Here is an 18,455-nt window from a genome sequence, read left to right as displayed (position 1 = left end):
GGGATATAGGAGACCTATGTTATAATTAGGATCTGAAGCTTATATTCATTAAGTTCTATCCACTAATTTAGTTCAGGAGTTCTTCATATGAATATGAAACAAATGATAGAGGAACACCTTAGTCTGTACAAAAAGGCGACCATTGCGCTTGAGGAACTGGAGTTGTTGTTTGCCGGCGTGGCAGCCGATCCCCGCGAGTTTGCGGGAGCCGTACTTGAACTGGAGAATAGTAGAGTGCTGGAACCGGTGAAATCGGCTGGCCGCACGTTGAAACAACCGCCGCTGTGCTATCGTTACCGTGTGAACAAACAGTTTATAATCATGTACCATACCCATAAGCTGCAGCAGTATCGTCTGAGACTTCATCCGGCGATTGGGCTGGACAGCTATTTTTCGTTGTCCGAGCAGCAGTTTGAGCAGGACAGGCCGTGGATCGAGCGGATTGACCGATTTTTACAAACAAACGGATTCCCGTCCGCCCCGGTTCCCGCCCCGGAACGAAGCTTTCAGCTGACCGGCAATGAGAAGTGGATTACAGAGCTTGGCGGCTATGCGCTGCTGAAGCGGCTGGGTCTCTGGGAGCAGCTCCTGATCCATCCGGTATCTGATCCTCTAATGTTTGCTATAAACCCGCAAGCCCTGAAGAGCACAGCCTCCCTCCGTAGTCTGCATCTAATTGTTGAGAATAAAACCACCTTTCAGGCATTGCTCCCTGTTCTGCCGTCCAGCACGTTCAGCACACTCATCTACGGCAGCGGCAATAAAATCACCGGCAATATGGACATGTTCCCGTTACAGTATCCGGTGACAGGCCGTGAGCAGGTCTTTTATTATTTCGGTGACCTCGATGTTGAGGGAATCCGCATCTGGTATGATACACACAAACGGCAGGCGATGGTTCCGGCGCTTCCCTTTTATGAGGCGTGTCTGGCTAAGCCGTTTGTACCTGGCAAAAGCAATCAGCGGAGAAATGAGGATGCGGTTCAGGCGTTTGTCCACTATTTCTCCACGGATCAGCAGGCTCTGATTGCAAGATGTCTCGGTTCCGGCAACTACTACCCACAAGAAATCTTGACGACTGAAGAACTGCAGGTTATATGGAGGAGCGAAGAATGGAAGCAATGGACCGATTCGAATTAGAAGGCACGCTTTCCGGCTTTCAGGAACGAATGTCGAAGGTGGCGCTGTTTGATCCTTTATTTGAACTGCAGCGCAAAAAGCAGACCGACGCAAACGGACAGCCGGTGGATATGATGGAGCTGGGCCTGCTTGCGCTGCTGTTTTTCTTCGAACAGAAGCTGGTCAGGAATTCGAAGGTAGGCGCCAGAGACCTGGCCTTGTATTTGCTGCGTGTTATGGACGATAAGCTGCAGGTGGACATTGCAAAATGTGAGGAGCTGGCGCGCGATATCATTCAAATCTTCCGGCCGGCCTCGGGCAAGAAACGCGAATTCACCTTCTTCAACTGGGAATCCCGGGAACGGCAAACTGTGTATACGTCAATTCTACGGGCGAATGCTTTTGATGCCAAGACGAATACGCAATACTATGCGCTGGATGAAGACGGGCTGGAGCTGGTGTTCGCCACGAAGGAGTTCTACTCGGAATTTCAGCTGTCCATTCATCAATTGGTGCTGCGCAAACAGCTCGAAAAAGGCGAATTCCAGGGCGCGCTGCGCCAGATCAATGAAATGCGGGTTGACGTTGAGTCGCTACAGGAGCGTATGGTGAAGCTTGAGCATGAAATCAAACGCAGCATTGTCTCGGAGGAGACGCTGAAGCGATATAGCGGACTTCTTGATGATATTTACACCCGACTGCAGCGTGAGAATGAAGAGTTTGACGAGCTAAGGCAATTTGTGAGAGATACGCGGACGCGGCTGTATGCTGCGATCCATCCGGACAAGCATGAGCGGGCTTATGAATATATTTTGCGGATAGCGGGTGAGCTGGAGAAGGTACATGCTGAACATTCAGGTCTATTGCAGAAAAGTATGGATCTCAAGAATCATGCGCTACATTCGGCCAAGGAATCATTATATTACACGGGGCTAAGCTCCTTTAACTTCGAGCAGGATGTTGCAGGTGTGATCTTCGGGCTGCCGCTTCCGCTGGAATCAATGAGAGGGATTGTATCTCCCTTTATGGGAATTGCCCAAAGAAAAACGTGGTCACCACTGACGTTGTTTGCCGAGCAGAATACTACCGGGACAGCGGAGCAAGGTCCGCGTGAGGAAGGATTTCTGGAAGCGGCGGACGAACAAAGCGGGCTGCAGTTTTCGCTGCGGCGGAGCGCGTTTTTTGCAGAAATTATGGAATTGTTAATTCAGGAGCTGGAGCAGCAGCCGGAGCTTGAGCTTCTTCAATTCATAGACCGGGTTAAGGGTTACGGGTACCAGCATTGGCTGGAGCGGCGCAGCTTCTATGATTTCATGCTGATTCTGCATCAGCGGAGTCCGGTAAAACCACTGTCTGTAGAACAGGGTAACGACAGTGCCGGGTTGGACAAGGTATTCGGCCTGCTTGGAGGAAAAGTGCTCCTGATCCAGGAAGCTGCAGGTATGGCCATGACGGGAACACGTTATCAGATTCAGAATATGAAGCTAAAATGGGAGGACGGATAACATGGCCTTTACCTACAGTAATGAAACGGTAATGCAGGCGTTCCGGCTATATTCGCAGCTTGCTATGAACGGAGCAGCGGCTAAGGAGCGCTTGCAGGAATATATGGCGGATGATGAAATCCGGGGACTTGTCGATCAGTTTGCAGCGGAGGTAGATTGCGCAGTCATTGCAGCGGGAGATGAGCTGTATCTCATTCCGCTGGCGCGATTGTCCCCATTTCATGTGAGCAATGATTATATGAAGAAAACCTATTTGCGGGCTTCTGCGGTGAATGCCGATCTGTACCTGATGTATCTGGCGATGATTGTGTTCATTGGCGCTTTCTATGACAGCTATCAGAGTCTGGAGCCAACCCGGAATTTCCTGCCGCTGGATGAATGGGCGATGCTGGTTCAGGAGAGAATTGAATCGCTCAAGGAGCATGATGAGGAACAACTGAAGCGCTTCGAGCAGGAGTTCTCCTATAACTGGTCAACAATCATTGAGAAATGGGATACGATGGACGATATCAAGGAAACGGCCAAACGGCAAACGGGGAATACGATCAGCCGGCTCAGCTTTCTCGATACGGCGAGACGGTTCCTGCTGGAGCAGCAGCTGGCAGAGGAAGTGGGTGCAGGCGAGCTGGCGTTGACCGGGAAGACGAGGGTCATTGTGGGGCGGTATTTTATGGAGCTTGAGTATAACCGGGGGATTCTGGAATTTCTATATCGTCTGGATGAGCGGAAAAAGGATGCAGAGGGGGAGGAACCGGATGCCGTCGATCTCGAAAATTAGGTTTACTCATGTGCTGTATGAAGGCGGAAACAAGCGGTACAATGACGAAGTTTTTCTGTTCGACGGCTATAACGGCGCGATTGTACTGGAGAACGGCGGAGGGAAGACCGTATTTATCCAGACGGCGTTACAGGCAATGCTCCCGCATACGGACCTCGCCGGACGCAAGCTCAAGGATACGCTGCTGCTGGAGAATGGTCCCGCTCATGTCGCCGTTGAATGGATTCTGAACGATAAGCCGCGCCGCAGATACGCGGTCACTTGTGTCAGCCTGTTCCTGAACGCCAGCGGAGTAGACTCCTTCCGGTATGCCTATGAATATGGTGAGCATGATGCTCATGGACTGGATCATATTCCGTATGTGAAGGAGTACATGGGCAGGAACCGTCCGGCGGACAAGGGCGAAATTCAGGATTATTATACTTCGATGGCGCAGCGGTTTCCGCTGACGGCACGGATGTTTGGCACCATCAAGGAGTATAAGTCTTACCTGGAAGAGAATTATCATATTATCTCCTCGGAATGGGAGGCTGTCGCCAAAATTAATAGCACGGAGGGCGGGATCGAGAGCTTTTTCGATGAGTGTAAATCGACCTCCCAGCTGTTCGACAGACTGCTGATTCCCACCGTGGAGGAGACGATGGAAGGCTTCGAGCAGGGTAGCTTCGCAGGTCTGTTCGAGTCTCATCGCGAAGGCTTTAAGCGGTACAAAGAGCTGAAGGAGCAGATTGGGGAAAATAAGCTGATTCTGCAGGAGCTCAGCCAATATGTGCAGCTATACGAAGGGCTGCATAAGGCGGAGGAAGGATATGATGAGGCACGTGCAGAGGCGAAGGCTTACCAGCGGCTGGCCAGACAGCAGCATGATGAACAGAAGCAGGAGCAGGCCGGACTTGCCGGGCGCCTGCAAGAATGGGTGAAGCAGAATGAGAATCTGCAGCTGCAGTTGAAGTCACTGGAGCTTGCTGAGGCTGAACGGGAACAGTCCGTACTGGAAGCTGAGCTGGCACAGATTCAGGGAGAGGCGGATGTCCTGCATCAGCGGCTGCGGCAAGCGGAGCATTCTTTTTATTCGCTGAAATATGCCCAGCACCGGGTGGACCGGGAGATGGCAGAAGCGCGTTTGCGTCAAGTAGATCAGCAGCTCGACAGATTGGAGCAGAATGAAGACGAGCAGCAGCTTCAGGAGCGCTGGGAACAGAACGGCGGGGAATTGCGGAGTGTTTTTGCCCGGAAGGAGACGGAAATAGGGGAACAGCTTAAGGCGCATACTTCCGAGCTGGAGAGCTTGCTGAGCGAAAAACATACGGCGGAGACGGCCATCGACGGACTTCGCAAGGAGACCCGGAAGTGGGAGCTTACGCTGCGGGACAAGCAAACGCAGCTGGATGAGAAAAAAACGCAGCAGCATAAAATCGCCCGCGCCATCCTGGCTAATCCGTCGCTGGAGAAAGTGCAGGAGCAAATTCCGGTCTGGGGGGCGCGGCAGCAGGAATTGGAAGATAAGCGGATTGAATCTATGCGCCAGCTCAAGCAGATCACCGAAGAAAAAGGCGCCATCCGCGATATTCAACGTACCGTGGTGGAACAGGTCCGTAAGACGGAACGGGAGGTTGCCAGGATTGAACAGCAGCAGAAGCAGCTTCGTGAGGAGCAGGCCGGGCTTGTTCAGGAATTGGGCGGACTACGTCCGAATTGGGAGAGGCTGACCTCCGTATACGATACAGAAGCTTCCATTACAGAGCGGCTCCGTGAGGGAGTGCAGAAGCGGCAAGAGCAGAAGACGGCCTCTCTGCTGAAAGAACGGCTGGCCTACAGATATGTGGATGACTATAACGGGCAGGAGATATTTTTTGCTGATCCGGTGATCGAGAGATTCATCAAGTCCTGGGGCAGACAATTCAGCCTACTGCAGACAGGTACCGAATACATCCGTGCCCTAGACCTGGATGATGAGGTCCGGGGCCGGAGGGAAGACCGTTTATGGTCCGTGACACTGGTAACTACCGACGGGGATAAGAGGCAGCTGATGCAGAAGCTCTCGGCTGCCCGAAGTGAATTTGTCTTTCCAATCCGTGTGCTGGGTACAGCGGAAGCGGCAGCGATGGTACAGGGAACGGTGAACGGAGGAGCGGAGCAGTGGATTGTTCCACTGCACTTTCAGAACAATGAAGATGAAGTTAAATTCCGGCAGTGGAAGACAGGGCTTGTGGAGCGTGCGGAGCAGACCCGGCGTGAGCGTGAGCAGCGGGAAGCGGGGCTGGCGTTGTGGCAAAAGGCGGAGCAGCAATTCCAGCAGTTTCTGCTGAAGTTCCCGCTGACTGTCTCTCAAGCCCTGGAACAGCAGCTCCAGGCAGGCCGTGAAGGGCTGATGAAATCTAATGAAGAACACAGGCAGAATGAACAGCGACTGAAACAGCTCGAAGTGTCGATGGAGACCATTCGTACGGAAATGACTGAGATGCAGGATTTGAGTCATCAGCTTGGGGATTGGCTGAAGGATGGTCAACGTTACCTGACGTTTGGTGTAGAGATAGAGGAACTGGAGAAGGCGCTCTCTCCGGTCAAAGATCAGGTTACAAGTCTGGAAAGACAGCTGGGAATGAAGCAATACAGCCTGACCCGGGTTCAGGAAGAGCATGAGGCGGTGCAGCAGGCAGCGAGTGATGCCAGGATGCAGCTGCAATTGTTGCACATGGATGATTTGTACGGGAAGGTTCAAAGCTTTACTTACACCGCTTCCAGCCGTTCGATGGCAGAGCTTAAGGAAGAGCACAGAGTGCTGGAGTATGAGCGCGCCGGCATCCTGAAAGAGCGCAACCAGCTGGAAATTGGACAGAAGCATGAGCGGGAGAAGATAGTATCGGCCGACCAGGCGATGAAGGATCTGTCCCGCGAGGTTCCGGAGCTTGATTCGGGGCTGGCCCTGCCTGCTGAACCGGAAGCGAAGAAGCAGGTCTTGTGGAAGCAGATTGAGCAGTACCGCAGGGAACGTGAGCAGACGACTGAGCGGATTCAGACCCATCAGGGTAAGCTGCAAAAGAGTGAAGGGCGCATGACCGTTCTGCGCGAGCAGTTCTCTCAGCAGTTTCCGGAGCAGACACCGGCAAGGTTTGACGGGGAACTGGAGCAGGTGAAGCAGCGGCTGCAGCAGGAGACTGCCCAGTTGCAGCAGGAGCATAGACAGTGGAAGCAGCGGAGTGATGCGGTAGAACGCCAGCTTCATGATCTCGCAGGGGTGCTGCAGCTGTGGAACCAACATGCCCTGCTGTACCGATTGGATGACGAACGGCTTCAGCCGGTACAGCTTGAGGAGCGTTCTCTGATAGATTTTGCATATGCACGTATGGACTTCAGTGAACGGTCGATCACCGTTCTGCAAAGTAGTCTGCAGAAGGCGGAGAAGGAGCGGAGCCTGGTTACCAGGGGCAGAAACAGCTTCAAAGACTTCTGCATTTCACGTGTGAAGGATGTGAAGCTCAGGCAAATGGCGATCCAGGGGATTGAACTGAAGGAAACCTATGCGGAGGTTATCGAATTCAGGCAGACGATGGAGACGCGGATTCAGAAGGCGATTCATATTATGGAGGAAACCATTCAGACCCATGACCGTGACCTGCAGGAATTCATTCAGCGGATTCATACGCACCTGAAGCATATTGTACAGGAGCTGAAGGAGCTGCCGAAGAAGACACGCATCAAGACGTTGGACGGTTGGCGGGAAATCTACAGCTTCTCCATTCCGGAGTGGGAGGACCAGGACGGCAAGGACCGTATCCGCAGCCATATCGAATGGATTCTGACCCAATTGGAGCGCAGTCAATCTATGGACGAGCAGGGCAAATCTCAGCAGAGTGATGTGCGCAAAAGTCTGGAAAAATGGCTCGACTCGAGGCAACTGCTGCAGGTTGTTCTGAAGAGCGAAGCGATGAAGGTCACCTGCCGCAAGGTAATGAACGACCACCAGGTGACGAAGGCCTCCTACTCCTGGGAACAGTCGGGCCGCTGGTCTGGCGGGGAGAAATGGAGCAAGAATATGACGTTGTTCCTCGGGCTGCTCAATTATGTTGCTGAACGGCGGCAATATATCAAGGCCAATATGAAGCTGCACCGCACCGTTATCCTGGACAACCCGTTCGGCAAGGCGTCCAGCGATCATGTACTCAGTCCGGTCTTCTTCATCGCTGAGCAGCTGGGCTTCCAGATTATCGCCTTGACCGCGCATGCAGAAGGCAAGTTTCTCCAGGACTATTTCCCGATTGTCTACAGCTGCCGTCTGCGCACCACTACCGATAGCTCCAAACAAATTATCGAACCGGCCCAGCAGATCCAGCATGCCTACTTCCGGGATCATGCTCCCGAAACGCTGGAGCGAATGAAAGCGCGGGTGGATCAGTTAGGGTTGTTTTGAGATTATGAGTTTAATATATAAGGACGTGATTATATTGTCAGGCAGGAAACGAAAGCGGAAGAAGATAGCAAAGACAATGGAACACGATGTATTGGAGCAGGATGAGAATTTTTATTATATTGCCGGATACACAGAGGGTGGATTCCCCTTTGGAATTACTTGGGAAGAACATGAAGCGTAACAAAACGGTTCTGAGACTAGAGAGACTCTACCCCTTAATGAAAATGCTTCAGACAGAGATGAATTATAGGGCTACCTAGAAATAAAGAAGGTGATTAAGATAAATTTTACTTTAGAAGATATCAAAGGCTTCTGCGGGAACACCTTTTATAAGCGCGGACAATCCTATTATAATTCCGGGCGGGTAAGCAAGCTGACCTTTGATGCAGAAATCAACCGCTATAGAGCATGGGTAAAAGGAAGCAAAGCTTACCACGTTGAGATTTTTAATATCAATTTTACAGGAAATGATACCGAAGTCTACTGTACTTGTCCTGCTTACGAGAACTCTGCCAGTTGTAAGTATGTGGCGGCAACACTTTTTGCTATATACGTACTGCAGACCAAGGAATCAGCGAGTAGCGAATCCAAGAAGCGGACCGCAGCCTCCGCTGCACCTTCCTAAAGCACAGACAAACGCAAATATAATCAGATGGATCATTTAATTTCCTTAATAGCCGGGATGGAACCTGGTATTAATAGAGAGAAAGCTCCTCTGTTGTTTGATCATGAAGAACAATTGCAGTTTGAATCGAATACAGATCGGTTTCATTGTACATGTGCGAGAGGTGTCGCCAAGGTGCCTGGAATCATAAGCACGATTGCGCTGCTGATCAAAGAACTGACGCTGCTGGTATCCTACGTAAGGAACAACGCTTTTCTCCAGCCTCTATCGGAGCAGGATGAGAGCAAATACTTAGGGATGATGGCCGAGGGGGATGCTAAAGCACGGAATTTGCTAATTGAGCATAATCTGCGGCTGGTTGCCCATATAGTGAAGAGGTTTGGACGAGCAGGGTGGGAGGGGACTCATCATTGTGGCCAGTATTCAAGATTTGTCGGAAATAACGGCGGCAGGAAGAGCATGATTCGAAATCTGACTGTAGACACGCTTGGCATTAGCGTCAACATTGACCCTGATGCTTTGATTTTTTAGTCAGAAAAAAGGTAATAATTATTAGAGAATTAGAAAATTTTCTTATGACTCTATTGGTTACTTAAGCTATAATTAGGTCTAAAAAAGAAAATGGGGTTAGTAAATGAATCAGTTTAAAGGTGACAAAAATATGCTCACGGAGAAGAAGGAGCGATTTTCTTCCAGTGGTTTTATTTTCGCTGCCATCGGCAGCTCTGTTGGTCTAGGGAATATGTGGAAGTTCCCTTATATTACAGGGGAAAATGGCGGTGCGGCTTTCTTCCTTCTCTTCATCGTCTGTCTGGTACTGATCGGCTTGCCGGTGCTGCTGGCCGAACTGGCCATCGGACGCAGCGGACGCGGAAGCGCGGCGACTTCGTTCATACGTGCCGGAGGCGGGAAAGGCTGGAAGGCAGCCGGAATTCTGCAAGTGGTGGCACCTTTTTTAATCCTCTCCTTTTATATTATTGTTGCAGGCTGGACGCTGAACTATGCGATGATTGCCTTCAATGGACAACTGTTCAGTACTAATGATTACGCAGGTGAATTTGGCTCCTTTATCTCAGGGTATATGCCGATTGTCTGGCAGGGCGTAGCCATCCTGATTACGGCGGGCGTAGTCATCCTTGGGGTTTCGGGCGGGATTGAGAAATTCAACAAAGTATTGATTCCCAGCCTAATCGTTCTCCTCATTGTGTTGATGATTCGCGCGCTAACCTTGCCGGGTGCAGACCAAGGTGTATCCTTCTTCCTCAAACCGGACTTCTCGGTGCTGACGGCGGAATCTGCGCTGGTCGCCTTGGGACATGCCTTCTTCTCATTGTCGCTCGGGATGGGGATTCTACTGACTTACGGTTCTTATGTGGATAAAAATCAGTCGCTGGGTACCGCTGCATTTGCGATTGGCGCCGGAGATTTGCTATATGCGTTTATCGCCGGATTGATTATTTTCCCGACGACGTTTTCGTTTGGCATTGCCCCCGATCAAGGGCCTTCGCTGATTTTTATCGCTCTGCCAGCGGCTTTCTCAGCTATGCCTTTCGGTGCGTTCTTCGGTGGTCTGTTCTTCATCCTGCTGGCGATTGCTGCTTTGACCTCGGCCGTATCCCTGCTAGAAGTACCAGTATCCTTCGCGATGGAGCGCTGGAACTGGAGCCGCCAACGTTCGGTCTGGATCTTGTCTCTGCTCTGTTTCCTGCTCGGTGTTCCTTCAGCGATGTCGCTGGGGATGTTCCCTGAGCTTACGTTTGGTGGCAAAGCCCTGTTTGACTGGATGGATTTCATCACCTCCAACATTATGCTGCCGGTTGGCGGTCTGCTGATTACCATTTTTGCCGGATTTTTCTGGAAAGGGGCAGCGGAAGCAGCTGGACTACAGGCACGCTGGTTCCGCATCTGGTTGTTCATGCTCCGGTATGTTGCGCCTATTCTGGTGTTCCTGGTGTTGCTCCATACCTCGGGAATTCTCACCTTCTAATTCAACAACCATTCATCTGCAGAATGAATAATCAACGGGGTGCCCCGAGCCATTTCATGGCTTTCGGGACACCCCCTTTTTGAATGAATTGTTTCTTTTCCTTATAAAACTCATGATACAGTATGGATTAGTCAGGTTTTTTCCAGATGCCCTCCACTATGGAGAAATAGAGAATGTTTCTTTAAACAGCTTTCTGAAATATACCTCGCTCATATGTGACATTTCTGCAAGCTTTCTAACCGTAATAGAAGAATCCGTATAGTGACTATGAATATAATATTGCTCGCACCGGAGGTTTTCAATTCATTCTGTATCATTGCAAGAATTTCGTGAAACTGTGCAGAGCAATGATATTGATATCCTGCTTTCAAAAGCTTTTCTAAACTCCGAATAATCTTTGGGGATGACCACCTGCTGATGCTGTTGTTGAATATTGTCTGAAAACCCATATAAGAATGAAGGGCCATCCCCTATTCTGGCAGGAATTTATACCAGCATGGTTGTAAAGAGACTAAAAGAAATAGCTCAAAGATATGAAATGATACAGTGGGTGCTTCGTTCTATGATTATAGAGGTAAATATAGCGGTTATTCTCAGAATAATTAAGACATGCTGCAAAAAGGGATAAGAATAGACGAAATAAGGACCGCAATAAATATGTAATGTCGGATGATAGCTATTCGCAAGCCCTTCTAGGATCCATTCCATAGTAAATCCTGTTCACCATAGCTCGTACCTATTTACCCGTACATGCACTTCTAGGCATCTACCCACATACAATAAAGAGACCATGAACCCGTAGTTCTCGACTACAGATCGGTTTCATTGTACATGTGCGGGAGGTGTCGCCAAGTTGCCAGGAATCATAAGCACGATTGCACTGCTGATCAAAGAACTGACGCTGCTGGTATCTTACGTAAGGAACAATGCTTTCCCCCAACCTTTATCGGAGCAGGATGAGAGCAAATACTTAGGGATGATGGCCGAGGGGGACGCCAAAGCACGGAATTTGCTGATCGAACACAACTTGAGACTCGTAGCGCATATAGTAAAAAAATTCGACAACACCGGCGAAGACATGGAGGACCTGATCTCCATCGGCACCATTGGGCTGATTAAGGCGATTGAAAGTTATCGGCCTAATAAGGGCACGAAGCTGGCGACTTTTGCTGCCCGCTGTATTGAAAACGAAATCCTGATGCATCTCCGGTCGCTGAAAAAGACCCGGAAAGACGTGTCTCTGCACGATCCGATTGGGACAGACAAAGAAGGGAACGAGATCACGCTGATCGATATCCTCGGGTCTGAGGCGGATGATGTAATTAAGGAAGTCGACCTTAAAATCGAGAAGAGCAAGATATACCGTAATCTTGATATATTGGATGATCGCGAGAAAGAGGTCGTGGTCGGCCGCTTCGGTCTGGACACCGGCGGTGAAGAGCGGACGCAGCGGGAGATTGCGAAGGACTTAGGGATCTCGCGGAGTTATGTGTCGCGGATAGAGAAGCGGGCGCTCATGAAGCTGTATCATGAGTTTTATAAGGCGAAGCGGTGAGGTTAGAAGTTGCCTGTGGGAATGAGACATTAGATGTCTCGATCCTGCAGGTTATTTGTGATTTCTAAGTTAGGAATTCAAAATTCACTGTATTGTGCTTAAGCTTTAGGCGGATATAAAATGCGCTGTACTGTAGTATACTCGAACTATAAGTACGGGAAAGATCGAGAATATGAATGAACAGGACTTCATCCATGAATGAGACAAAGGCAACGATGTTTGTGTTTGCCGGTAATAATGGGCATCCTGAAAAGAGTAAAGTATCTGCTGGAAAAGAAGCCATAAGAATAGCCAGGGAATGTATCCGGAATAAGTGGGACTTCACCGTGGAAACTACTTTAGCCGGTGGTAACGTTGTAAGGCAGATGAGAGCTGCAAAGGAACAAGGCTTTAAAATTATTATTTTTTATGTAGGTTAGGAGATATTCGGTTAAATATTGAACGTGTTGCTTTGCGCGTGAAAAACGGTGGTCATCATATTGAAACCGAGGATATTGTTAGACGCAATGTAACAAGTATGAATAACCTGTTATCTCACTTAGACCTGATTGATCAATTAATTGTTGTTGATAATAGTAAAGCTGATGGGGAATTTATTCTTGAAGCAGATCAAAGCGGGATAAAATATTATTTAAAGGAATTACCTGAATGGGTCAAAATAATTGATAAACAATTACAGATTAAATACAAAACGTAAAAGAACCAATTAGAATCGGAAACGATCGTGATTGGTTTATTTTTTTGACATCGCATCGTGTCCACAACCTCAAAAAATTCGACAACACCGGCGAAGACATGGAGGATCTGATCTCCATCGGCACGATCGGGCTGATCAAGGCCATCGAGAGCTACCGCCCGAACAAGGGCACGAAGCTGGCGACTTTTGCTGCCCGCTGTATTGAAAACGAAATCCTGATGCACCTACGTTCACTCAAAAAAACTCGCAAGGACGTGTCCCTGTACGATCCGATTGGGACAGACAAGGAAGGCAATGAGATCACGCTTATCGATATTCTTAGTTCCGAGGCAGATGATGTGATTAAAGAGGTGGATCTCAAGATAGAGAAAAGCAAGATTTACCGTAATCTTGATATATTGGATGAACGCGAGAAAGAGGTCGTCGTTGGCCGCTTCGGCCTGGACACTGGCGGGGAGGAGCGGACGCAGCGGGAGATCGCGAAGGATCTGGGAATCTCGCGGAGTTATGTGTCGCGGATGAGTTGCTTTTTATCTTTCAAACTTAATTTTGAATAGGTTTTGTTTTACGAATATATCGTCCTGGAGATACCCCTTCTGACTTCGTAAATTGTTTGGTGAATGAATATATATCCCCGTAACCAAGACTAACGGCTACGTGTTTGATGGGAAGTCCGGATAGCAGCATCATTTTTGCCTGTCTCATTAAATGTTCAGTGTGATATCGCTTAGGGGACATCCCCGTAGTATCTTTAAAAAATTTCCGGAAGTTCTCGTAGCCCATATTCACGGCAGATGCCACTTCCTGAATATCAAAGTGAATATCATTGGAAACACTAATCAGCTCGCAGGCTTTTGTTATTTTACTTTCATTTTCATTGCTATGAGCATTATGAATGCTACTGTGTAATCTGATAATCAAATCCTGAGACTTCATTAGCAGGGAGGGAAGACTTTCATCTGTTGCACTTTTCAAGGCTTTCAGCAAGGAAACAAAATCAAAGAAAAAATCATTCGTATGCTGTGTCGATTGAACTTCCTTATCGGAATTAATAATTCCAAGTGTCTTTAAGTATGAATAGACAGGATACCCGACACTGATATAGAACTCGATCCAATTCCCATCTGGTTCAATTGCAGTAGAGTGCAAACGTTCAGGTAGACGTTGAATAAGATCACCTGCTTGCATAGGAGTAACGGTACCGTCCGTAGAAATAAACGTTCCACTGCCTTGCAAGACTACAAAACAGCTGTAATATCCTATCTTAAAATCATATTGAGAACGCTCCGCTGATCTTTTCCGCATAAAGCCGCAAGATAAAATACCTTGATTAAAATCTTTGCCGATACATCGGTAGATTACATCATTTTCATTAATGTCTTCAAAATTCATGCATTCACACTCCTACCAAAATGGATAAATGAAATACCATACTCAACATTTAATATAAGGTATTTTCCTTATATTATAAGGTTATCTACATTGAAAGATCAACCAATTAGAACAATGGATGGGAGTGTTATTTAAGCCAATGAAGCTAAGCAGAGATTGGGAAAATCAATATGTTACTCAAAAAAACCGTTATCCCATGCATGAGCCCTACGGAGTATACGAAACCGTTGAACAGGCTTTAAGCGGAGACCGGAGAAAGTCTAAATACGTAAATAGCCTGAATGGAATGTGGAAGTTTAAGTGGTTTGGGTCTCCCGATGAAGTAACGGATGAATTCTATAGTCCTGAACATGATGTTTCCCATTGGGATAATATTTCGGTTCCTTCCCATTGGGAACTTTCGGGGTATGGAAAACCTGTATACACCAATATGTTGTATCCCTTTGTTCAAAAAGGGGAGGGTTCTCATCACGAAATTCAACTCAAGAATAATGAATACATTTTGAATCCGCCTCATGTGCCGGATAGTAACCTTACCGGTTGTTACGTCCGAACGTTTGAAGTTGACGAACATTTTAACGAAAGGGATATATTTATCGATTTTGGAGGTGTAGAATCGTGTTTTTATCTTTGGTTAAACGGCAAAATGGTTGGTTATTCTCAGGACAGTAAGCTTAACGCTTCTTTTGATATCACGGATTACATTCAAAAGGGACAAAACCGTATAGCGGTTCAGGTGATGCGGTTTGGAGCCGGGACCTATCTGGAGGATCAGGATTACTGGCATCTCTCGGGGATCTACCGAGATGTTCTCATTTATGCAAAACCACGTATGCGCATTCATGATTATAAGATCGAAACCCTCTTTTCAGGGAATTACAACAATGCCGAATTAAAAGTGACGGTTGCACCTAATAATCAAGTGAATGGTTATGGTGAGGCCCATGTGCGGTTGTCCCTGTATGATAGCGATCAGCAATTGGTTACTGAGTTTGAAACGCCAAAATTTGCGGATTGTGATTTCTACCTGCAAGAAAAATATGTAGCAAAGGTTACGAAAAGCATTTCAAATCCTCAATTGTGGAGCGATGAGAGCCCTTACCTCTATAAATTGGTGTTAGAAATGATTGATTGTTCTGGAAATGTAATTGATATTGAGAGCGCGAATGTCGGCTTCCGTGAAGTGAAGATCGATCGAAAAGGGGTCCTGAGAATTAATGGGAAGCGTCTCATTATACGGGGAACCAATCTTCACGCCTTTTGTCCTGAAACCGGACGAGCCGTAACAACAGAATATATGCGCGAGCAAATCAAGGTCATGAAATCGCTGAATATCAATGCGGTAAGAACAAGTCACTATCCGCACGCAATCGAATGGTATGACCAGTGTGATGAACTGGGCATTTACCTGGTAGATGAAGCTAATATTGAAACACACGGTCTTGGCGGCCAGTTAAGCGCATCCCCCGAATGGACACATGCGTATATGGAACGGGCTACACGGATGGTTCTGAGAGATAAAAATCATCCATCCATTATTCTCTGGTCTCTGGGTAATGAATCCGGTTATGGAGCGAATCATGCTGCGATGTACGGCTGGATTAAGGAGTATGACAAAACAAGGTATGTTCAGTATGAATCTTTGAATCCTCCGGCAAATATCTCCGATATTGTGGCGCCTATGTATCCTCAGAAAGATTGGATCTTGGATGTCATGGCTGAAAGCGAAGATTTGCGTCCTTTTATTATGTGTGAATATGCGTACGCGAAAAGTAACAGTAACGGAAACTTTAAGGAATTTTGGGATCTCATTCATAAATTCCCGCGGTTTCAAGGAGGATTTATTTGGGATTTTCAGGATAAAGCGCTTGTTAAGCAAGATAAAGACGGAAATAAAAAGTATGTCTATGGCGGGGCATTCAATGAAGAAGTTACTGATCCTGCTCCTGATATGTGCCTGAATGGTATTGTTTTCCCTGATCTAACTCTCAAGCCGGCTGCGAATGAAATAAAAAATGTACAATCTCCTATCCAAATGGATTACATGCCTGGGAATAATGGCTATCGAATTTATAATCATTACACGCATCGGGATTTAAGCCATTTGAATATGGTTTGGGAGCTGGTTTGCGATGGAAATGTGATTGAAAGCGGTAGTTTGCCTAGATATCACACAGCACCCGAATCCGTTGATAAGCTTCAAGCGCCATACGATTCGTCTAAAGTCTCCGGGGAAGCTTTTCTTAATTTCTATGCTTATTTGGACGAGGACACCTTTTATTCTAAGAAGGGAACCTGTATTTATGCCTGCCAGATAGAGATTAGAGATTCTGTGAATAAAGTGCATACCGGAGATATAGAAAAGGATAGCTTGAAGTATGATGAAACGACAAACGAAATTCATATCTATAATGAAAATACAACGGTTCTTTTCTCGAAAGAAACCGCAGAGTTCATTTCTGTAAAATACAATAACAAGAATTATTTCACGGGAGGAACAAATAACTTCTATCGCCCTCCAACAGGAATTGATTCAGGTATTCATCTCGAAACGTCCAATTATGCAGATGAATGGAAAGCTCTCGGGCTCCATTCCAATGAGAAAGAAATCAAGAATATTCGGGTATTTGCAGCACCCGCTGCTGTTATCATTCAAGTTCATTGTATATATCATGGATGCATTGAAACAAAAACCAATTATACCGTCGGCGGCAAAGGTATAGAAATCACAAATACAGTTGTGAACAATGCCAAGGTCGACACCCTCCCGAGAATTGGGCTAAGCTTTAAGTTCTCTGATGCTTGGAAGAAGATGAAATGGTATGGTCGTGGGCCATGGGAAAACTACGCGGATCGTAAATCTGCCGCATTCGTTGGAGTATATGAGAGCACTGTAGAACAGCAGCACGTACCCTATATCTTACCGGTAGAATGCGGTGGTAAGGAGGATGTCCGGTATTTATATTTGTCATCCAAAGAACAAGAAGTAAAAGTATCGGCAGCGGGACATTTCCATTTTGATATTCATGGGCACAGTATTGAGCAATATGACAACGCCGCCTATGAAGACGAGCTGGGAAATTCAGATTCTGTTTATCTTAATATTGATTATAAACATGCAGGTCTTGGCGGAGATACCGGCTGGACCAAAAATATTCACGATCCATATAAAATTAAGAAAGGTATTTATGTTTATACGGTAACTATAGAAATCATTTCTTAAGAAAAACTAATATGTAGGATAATAGCCTGTAGGGATGAGAGAATAACGTCTCATTCCTGCAGGTTATTTATGTTTCTATATCATGAATATGCCATTAAAGAGCTTCGGATAGGAGGCAAAAGTGCAAACTTCAGATGATATCCTTTCGTTTATAAGCCGAAATGATCCCGATCTGTTCTACCTGATTTGGTATCAGCAGGAGGTCAATCAATTCGCGGTCATGGACCCGCAGGAGCGGTTTCGTATTTTTGCTGAAATGCATGGCATTGATCAGGTACAGCACAACTGGGAAGAAAGTATGGAGAAGTTGAAGGAAGTACAGGAGAGTCTAAGAACAGCGGATATCAACGTGGCCAATAAACAGCAATGGCTTGGGATGGCGAAGGTAGCGCTGGAACGATATGAGAATAATCGCAAGCGCCTTGTAGAAGGAGGCCGGATGTACGCTGGAGCACTGCTGAAATTAGAAACCTTGTACAAGCAGGAACAACAGCATTTATTAGCGAAGCAAGATTTGATTATTTTAGAAAGCAATGAAGGAATTAGCCAAAATAAACTGAGTGAAGAAGTTGGTAATGATAAAGCGATGTCGGCAAGAACCATAAAAAAACTCATTGAATTGGGCTACATCTATAAGAAGCAGCACGAGAGTAACAGTAAGGCTTACAGAATATATCTTACCGCTAAGGCAAAGGACATACTGCCTGAAATTCATGAGAAGAAGGCTGCGGTGGAATGATCCATGATGATCAGCGAAAGGAATATATAGCAACCATTCATGAAGCACTTGATTCAGGAGTCCATCATTTGAATACAGGTGACTTTTACGGTTCGGGGAAAAATGAAATGATTATCGGCGAAGCGCTCAAAGGTCAAAAGAGAGAAAGTACTTTTATATCGGTCAAATTTGGCATACTGGCTGCACCAAATGGTTCGATGTATGGGTTGGATGTGAGGTCCGCAACGATTAAGAACTATATAACCTACCCACTAAGTAATCCATGAGCAAGAGCGCCAAAAGCAACAATTCCAATCCCCAGCTCTCTGGCTGTAGGAACAATCTCTTTCTCAATGCTTCTATTAAATAAGGAATATTCCATTTCGATAAAACTTATAGGATGAACAGCATGGGCTCTTTTAATTGTCTCAGCATCTGCATCATT

Annotated in this window: 15 protein-coding genes and 1 pseudogene; 13 read left to right on the top strand and 3 right to left on the bottom strand. The window is 47.0% G+C overall.

The features are described 5' to 3' along the window. The first annotated feature begins 87 nt into the window (after positions 1-87). The 6 genes and pseudogenes from MKX70_RS31765 (at position 88) to MKX70_RS31740 (ending at position 10,425) form a co-directional block, all read left to right on the top strand. Positions 88-1,140: a Wadjet anti-phage system protein JetD domain-containing protein gene (locus MKX70_RS31765; RefSeq protein ID WP_340841531.1), complete on the top strand. Its 1,053-nt coding sequence runs from the start codon at positions 88-90 to the stop codon at positions 1,138-1,140. Beyond that, entirely contained in the window at positions 1,113-2,624 is a 1,512-nt protein-coding gene (locus MKX70_RS31760) for a replicative DNA helicase (RefSeq protein ID WP_340841530.1), read from the top strand. Before MKX70_RS31765 ends, MKX70_RS31760 begins: the two co-directional genes overlap by 28 nt. 1 nt (position 2,625) lies before the next feature. Further along, positions 2,626-3,402, top strand: a complete 777-nt coding sequence (locus tag MKX70_RS31755; RefSeq protein ID WP_340841529.1) for a DUF6063 family protein — start codon at positions 2,626-2,628, stop codon at positions 3,400-3,402. Beyond that, positions 3,380-7,813, top strand: coding sequence for a chromosome segregation ATPase (locus MKX70_RS31750; protein WP_340841528.1), 4,434 nt, complete (start codon positions 3,380-3,382; stop codon positions 7,811-7,813). Before MKX70_RS31755 ends, MKX70_RS31750 begins: the two co-directional genes overlap by 23 nt. Positions 7,814-8,612: 799 nt before the next feature. Next, positions 8,613-8,831 (top strand): annotated as a pseudogene (locus tag MKX70_RS31745) (RNA polymerase subunit sigma-70); the annotation flags it as partial. A 241-nt stretch (positions 8,832-9,072) separates the two neighbouring features. Continuing rightward, positions 9,073-10,425 (top strand): sodium-dependent transporter, encoded by a 1,353-nt coding sequence (locus MKX70_RS31740; RefSeq protein WP_340841527.1) that lies wholly within the window; start codon positions 9,073-9,075, stop codon positions 10,423-10,425. 156 nt (positions 10,426-10,581) lie between these two features. On the opposite strand, the gene MKX70_RS33515 is transcribed toward MKX70_RS31740, so the two are convergent. Then, positions 10,582-10,698 carry a helix-turn-helix transcriptional regulator gene (locus tag MKX70_RS33515; RefSeq protein WP_445323731.1) on the bottom strand — a complete coding sequence of 39 codons (117 nt, stop codon included), beginning with the start codon at positions 10,696-10,698 and terminating at the stop codon, positions 10,582-10,584. A 580-nt stretch (positions 10,699-11,278) separates the two neighbouring features. Here MKX70_RS33515 and sigK (MKX70_RS31735) point away from each other — a divergent pair. The 4 genes from sigK (MKX70_RS31735) to sigK (MKX70_RS31720) all read left to right on the top strand — a co-directional run bounded on the left by sigK (MKX70_RS31735) (position 11,279) and on the right by sigK (MKX70_RS31720) (position 13,234). Then, on the top strand, positions 11,279-11,980 hold the full coding sequence (gene sigK / locus MKX70_RS31735; RefSeq protein WP_042233525.1) for an RNA polymerase sporulation sigma factor SigK: 702 nt from the start codon (positions 11,279-11,281) through the stop codon (positions 11,978-11,980). A gap of 194 nt (positions 11,981-12,174) precedes the next feature. After that, positions 12,175-12,399: a hypothetical protein gene (locus MKX70_RS31730; protein WP_340789511.1), complete on the top strand. Its 225-nt coding sequence runs from the start codon at positions 12,175-12,177 to the stop codon at positions 12,397-12,399. A 38-nt stretch (positions 12,400-12,437) separates the two neighbouring features. Continuing rightward, positions 12,438-12,677: a hypothetical protein gene (locus MKX70_RS31725; RefSeq protein ID WP_340789510.1), complete on the top strand. Its 240-nt coding sequence runs from the start codon at positions 12,438-12,440 to the stop codon at positions 12,675-12,677. 8 nt (positions 12,678-12,685) lie between these two features. After that, a complete protein-coding gene (sigK, locus tag MKX70_RS31720; RefSeq protein ID WP_445323730.1) occupies positions 12,686-13,234 on the top strand; it encodes an RNA polymerase sporulation sigma factor SigK in 549 nt (182 codons plus the stop codon). Here sigK (MKX70_RS31720) and MKX70_RS31715 read toward each other — a convergent pair. Then, positions 13,221-14,069 (bottom strand): helix-turn-helix domain-containing protein, encoded by an 849-nt coding sequence (locus MKX70_RS31715; protein WP_340841526.1) that lies wholly within the window; start codon positions 14,067-14,069, stop codon positions 13,221-13,223. The two genes, sigK (MKX70_RS31720) and MKX70_RS31715, sit on opposite strands and share 14 nt — an antisense overlap. 139 nt (positions 14,070-14,208) lie before the next feature. Here MKX70_RS31715 and MKX70_RS31710 point away from each other — a divergent pair, with 139 nt between their 5' ends. The 3 genes from MKX70_RS31710 (at position 14,209) to MKX70_RS31700 (ending at position 18,297) form a co-directional block, all read left to right on the top strand. Beyond that, positions 14,209-17,292: a glycoside hydrolase family 2 TIM barrel-domain containing protein gene (locus MKX70_RS31710; protein WP_340841525.1), complete on the top strand. Its 3,084-nt coding sequence runs from the start codon at positions 14,209-14,211 to the stop codon at positions 17,290-17,292. A gap of 121 nt (positions 17,293-17,413) precedes the next feature. After that, positions 17,414-18,031, top strand: coding sequence for a MarR family transcriptional regulator (locus MKX70_RS31705; protein ID WP_340841524.1), 618 nt, complete (start codon positions 17,414-17,416; stop codon positions 18,029-18,031). Beyond that, complete coding sequence (locus MKX70_RS31700; protein ID WP_340841523.1) at positions 18,028-18,297, top strand: aldo/keto reductase; 270 nt, start codon at positions 18,028-18,030, stop codon at positions 18,295-18,297. Before MKX70_RS31705 ends, MKX70_RS31700 begins: the two co-directional genes overlap by 4 nt. Here the strand turns inward: MKX70_RS31700 and MKX70_RS31695 are convergent. Continuing rightward, positions 18,276-18,392, bottom strand: coding sequence for an aldo/keto reductase (locus MKX70_RS31695; RefSeq protein WP_340841522.1), 117 nt, complete (start codon positions 18,390-18,392; stop codon positions 18,276-18,278). The genes MKX70_RS31700 and MKX70_RS31695 overlap by 22 nt on opposite strands. Between the last annotated feature and the right edge of the window lie 63 nt (positions 18,393-18,455).

The sequence above is a fragment of the Paenibacillus sp. FSL R7-0312 genome, assembly GCF_038004445.1.
GTDB lineage: Bacteria > Bacillota > Bacilli > Paenibacillales > Paenibacillaceae > Paenibacillus_AQ.
This window is presented reverse-complemented; position numbering and strand designations above follow the sequence as displayed.

Coding starts and splice junctions, on each gene's coding strand:
- MKX70_RS31765 (WP_340841531.1), top strand. CDS start 88: ATGAATATGAAACAAATGATAGAGGAACACCTTAGTCTGTACAAAAAG.
- MKX70_RS31760 (WP_340841530.1), top strand. CDS start 1,113: ATGGAAGCAATGGACCGATTCGAATTAGAAGGCACGCTTTCCGGCTTT.
- MKX70_RS31755 (WP_340841529.1), top strand. CDS start 2,626: ATGGCCTTTACCTACAGTAATGAAACGGTAATGCAGGCGTTCCGGCTA.
- MKX70_RS31750 (WP_340841528.1), top strand. CDS start 3,380: ATGCCGTCGATCTCGAAAATTAGGTTTACTCATGTGCTGTATGAAGGC.
- MKX70_RS31740 (WP_340841527.1), top strand. CDS start 9,073: ATGAATCAGTTTAAAGGTGACAAAAATATGCTCACGGAGAAGAAGGAG.
- MKX70_RS31730 (WP_340789511.1), top strand. CDS start 12,175: ATGAATGAGACAAAGGCAACGATGTTTGTGTTTGCCGGTAATAATGGG.
- MKX70_RS31715 (WP_340841526.1), bottom strand. CDS start 14,069: ATGAATTTTGAAGACATTAATGAAAATGATGTAATCTACCGATGTATC.
- MKX70_RS31710 (WP_340841525.1), top strand. CDS start 14,209: ATGAAGCTAAGCAGAGATTGGGAAAATCAATATGTTACTCAAAAAAAC.
- MKX70_RS31700 (WP_340841523.1), top strand. CDS start 18,028: ATGATCCATGATGATCAGCGAAAGGAATATATAGCAACCATTCATGAA.
- MKX70_RS31695 (WP_340841522.1), bottom strand. CDS start 18,392: ATGGAATATTCCTTATTTAATAGAAGCATTGAGAAAGAGATTGTTCCT.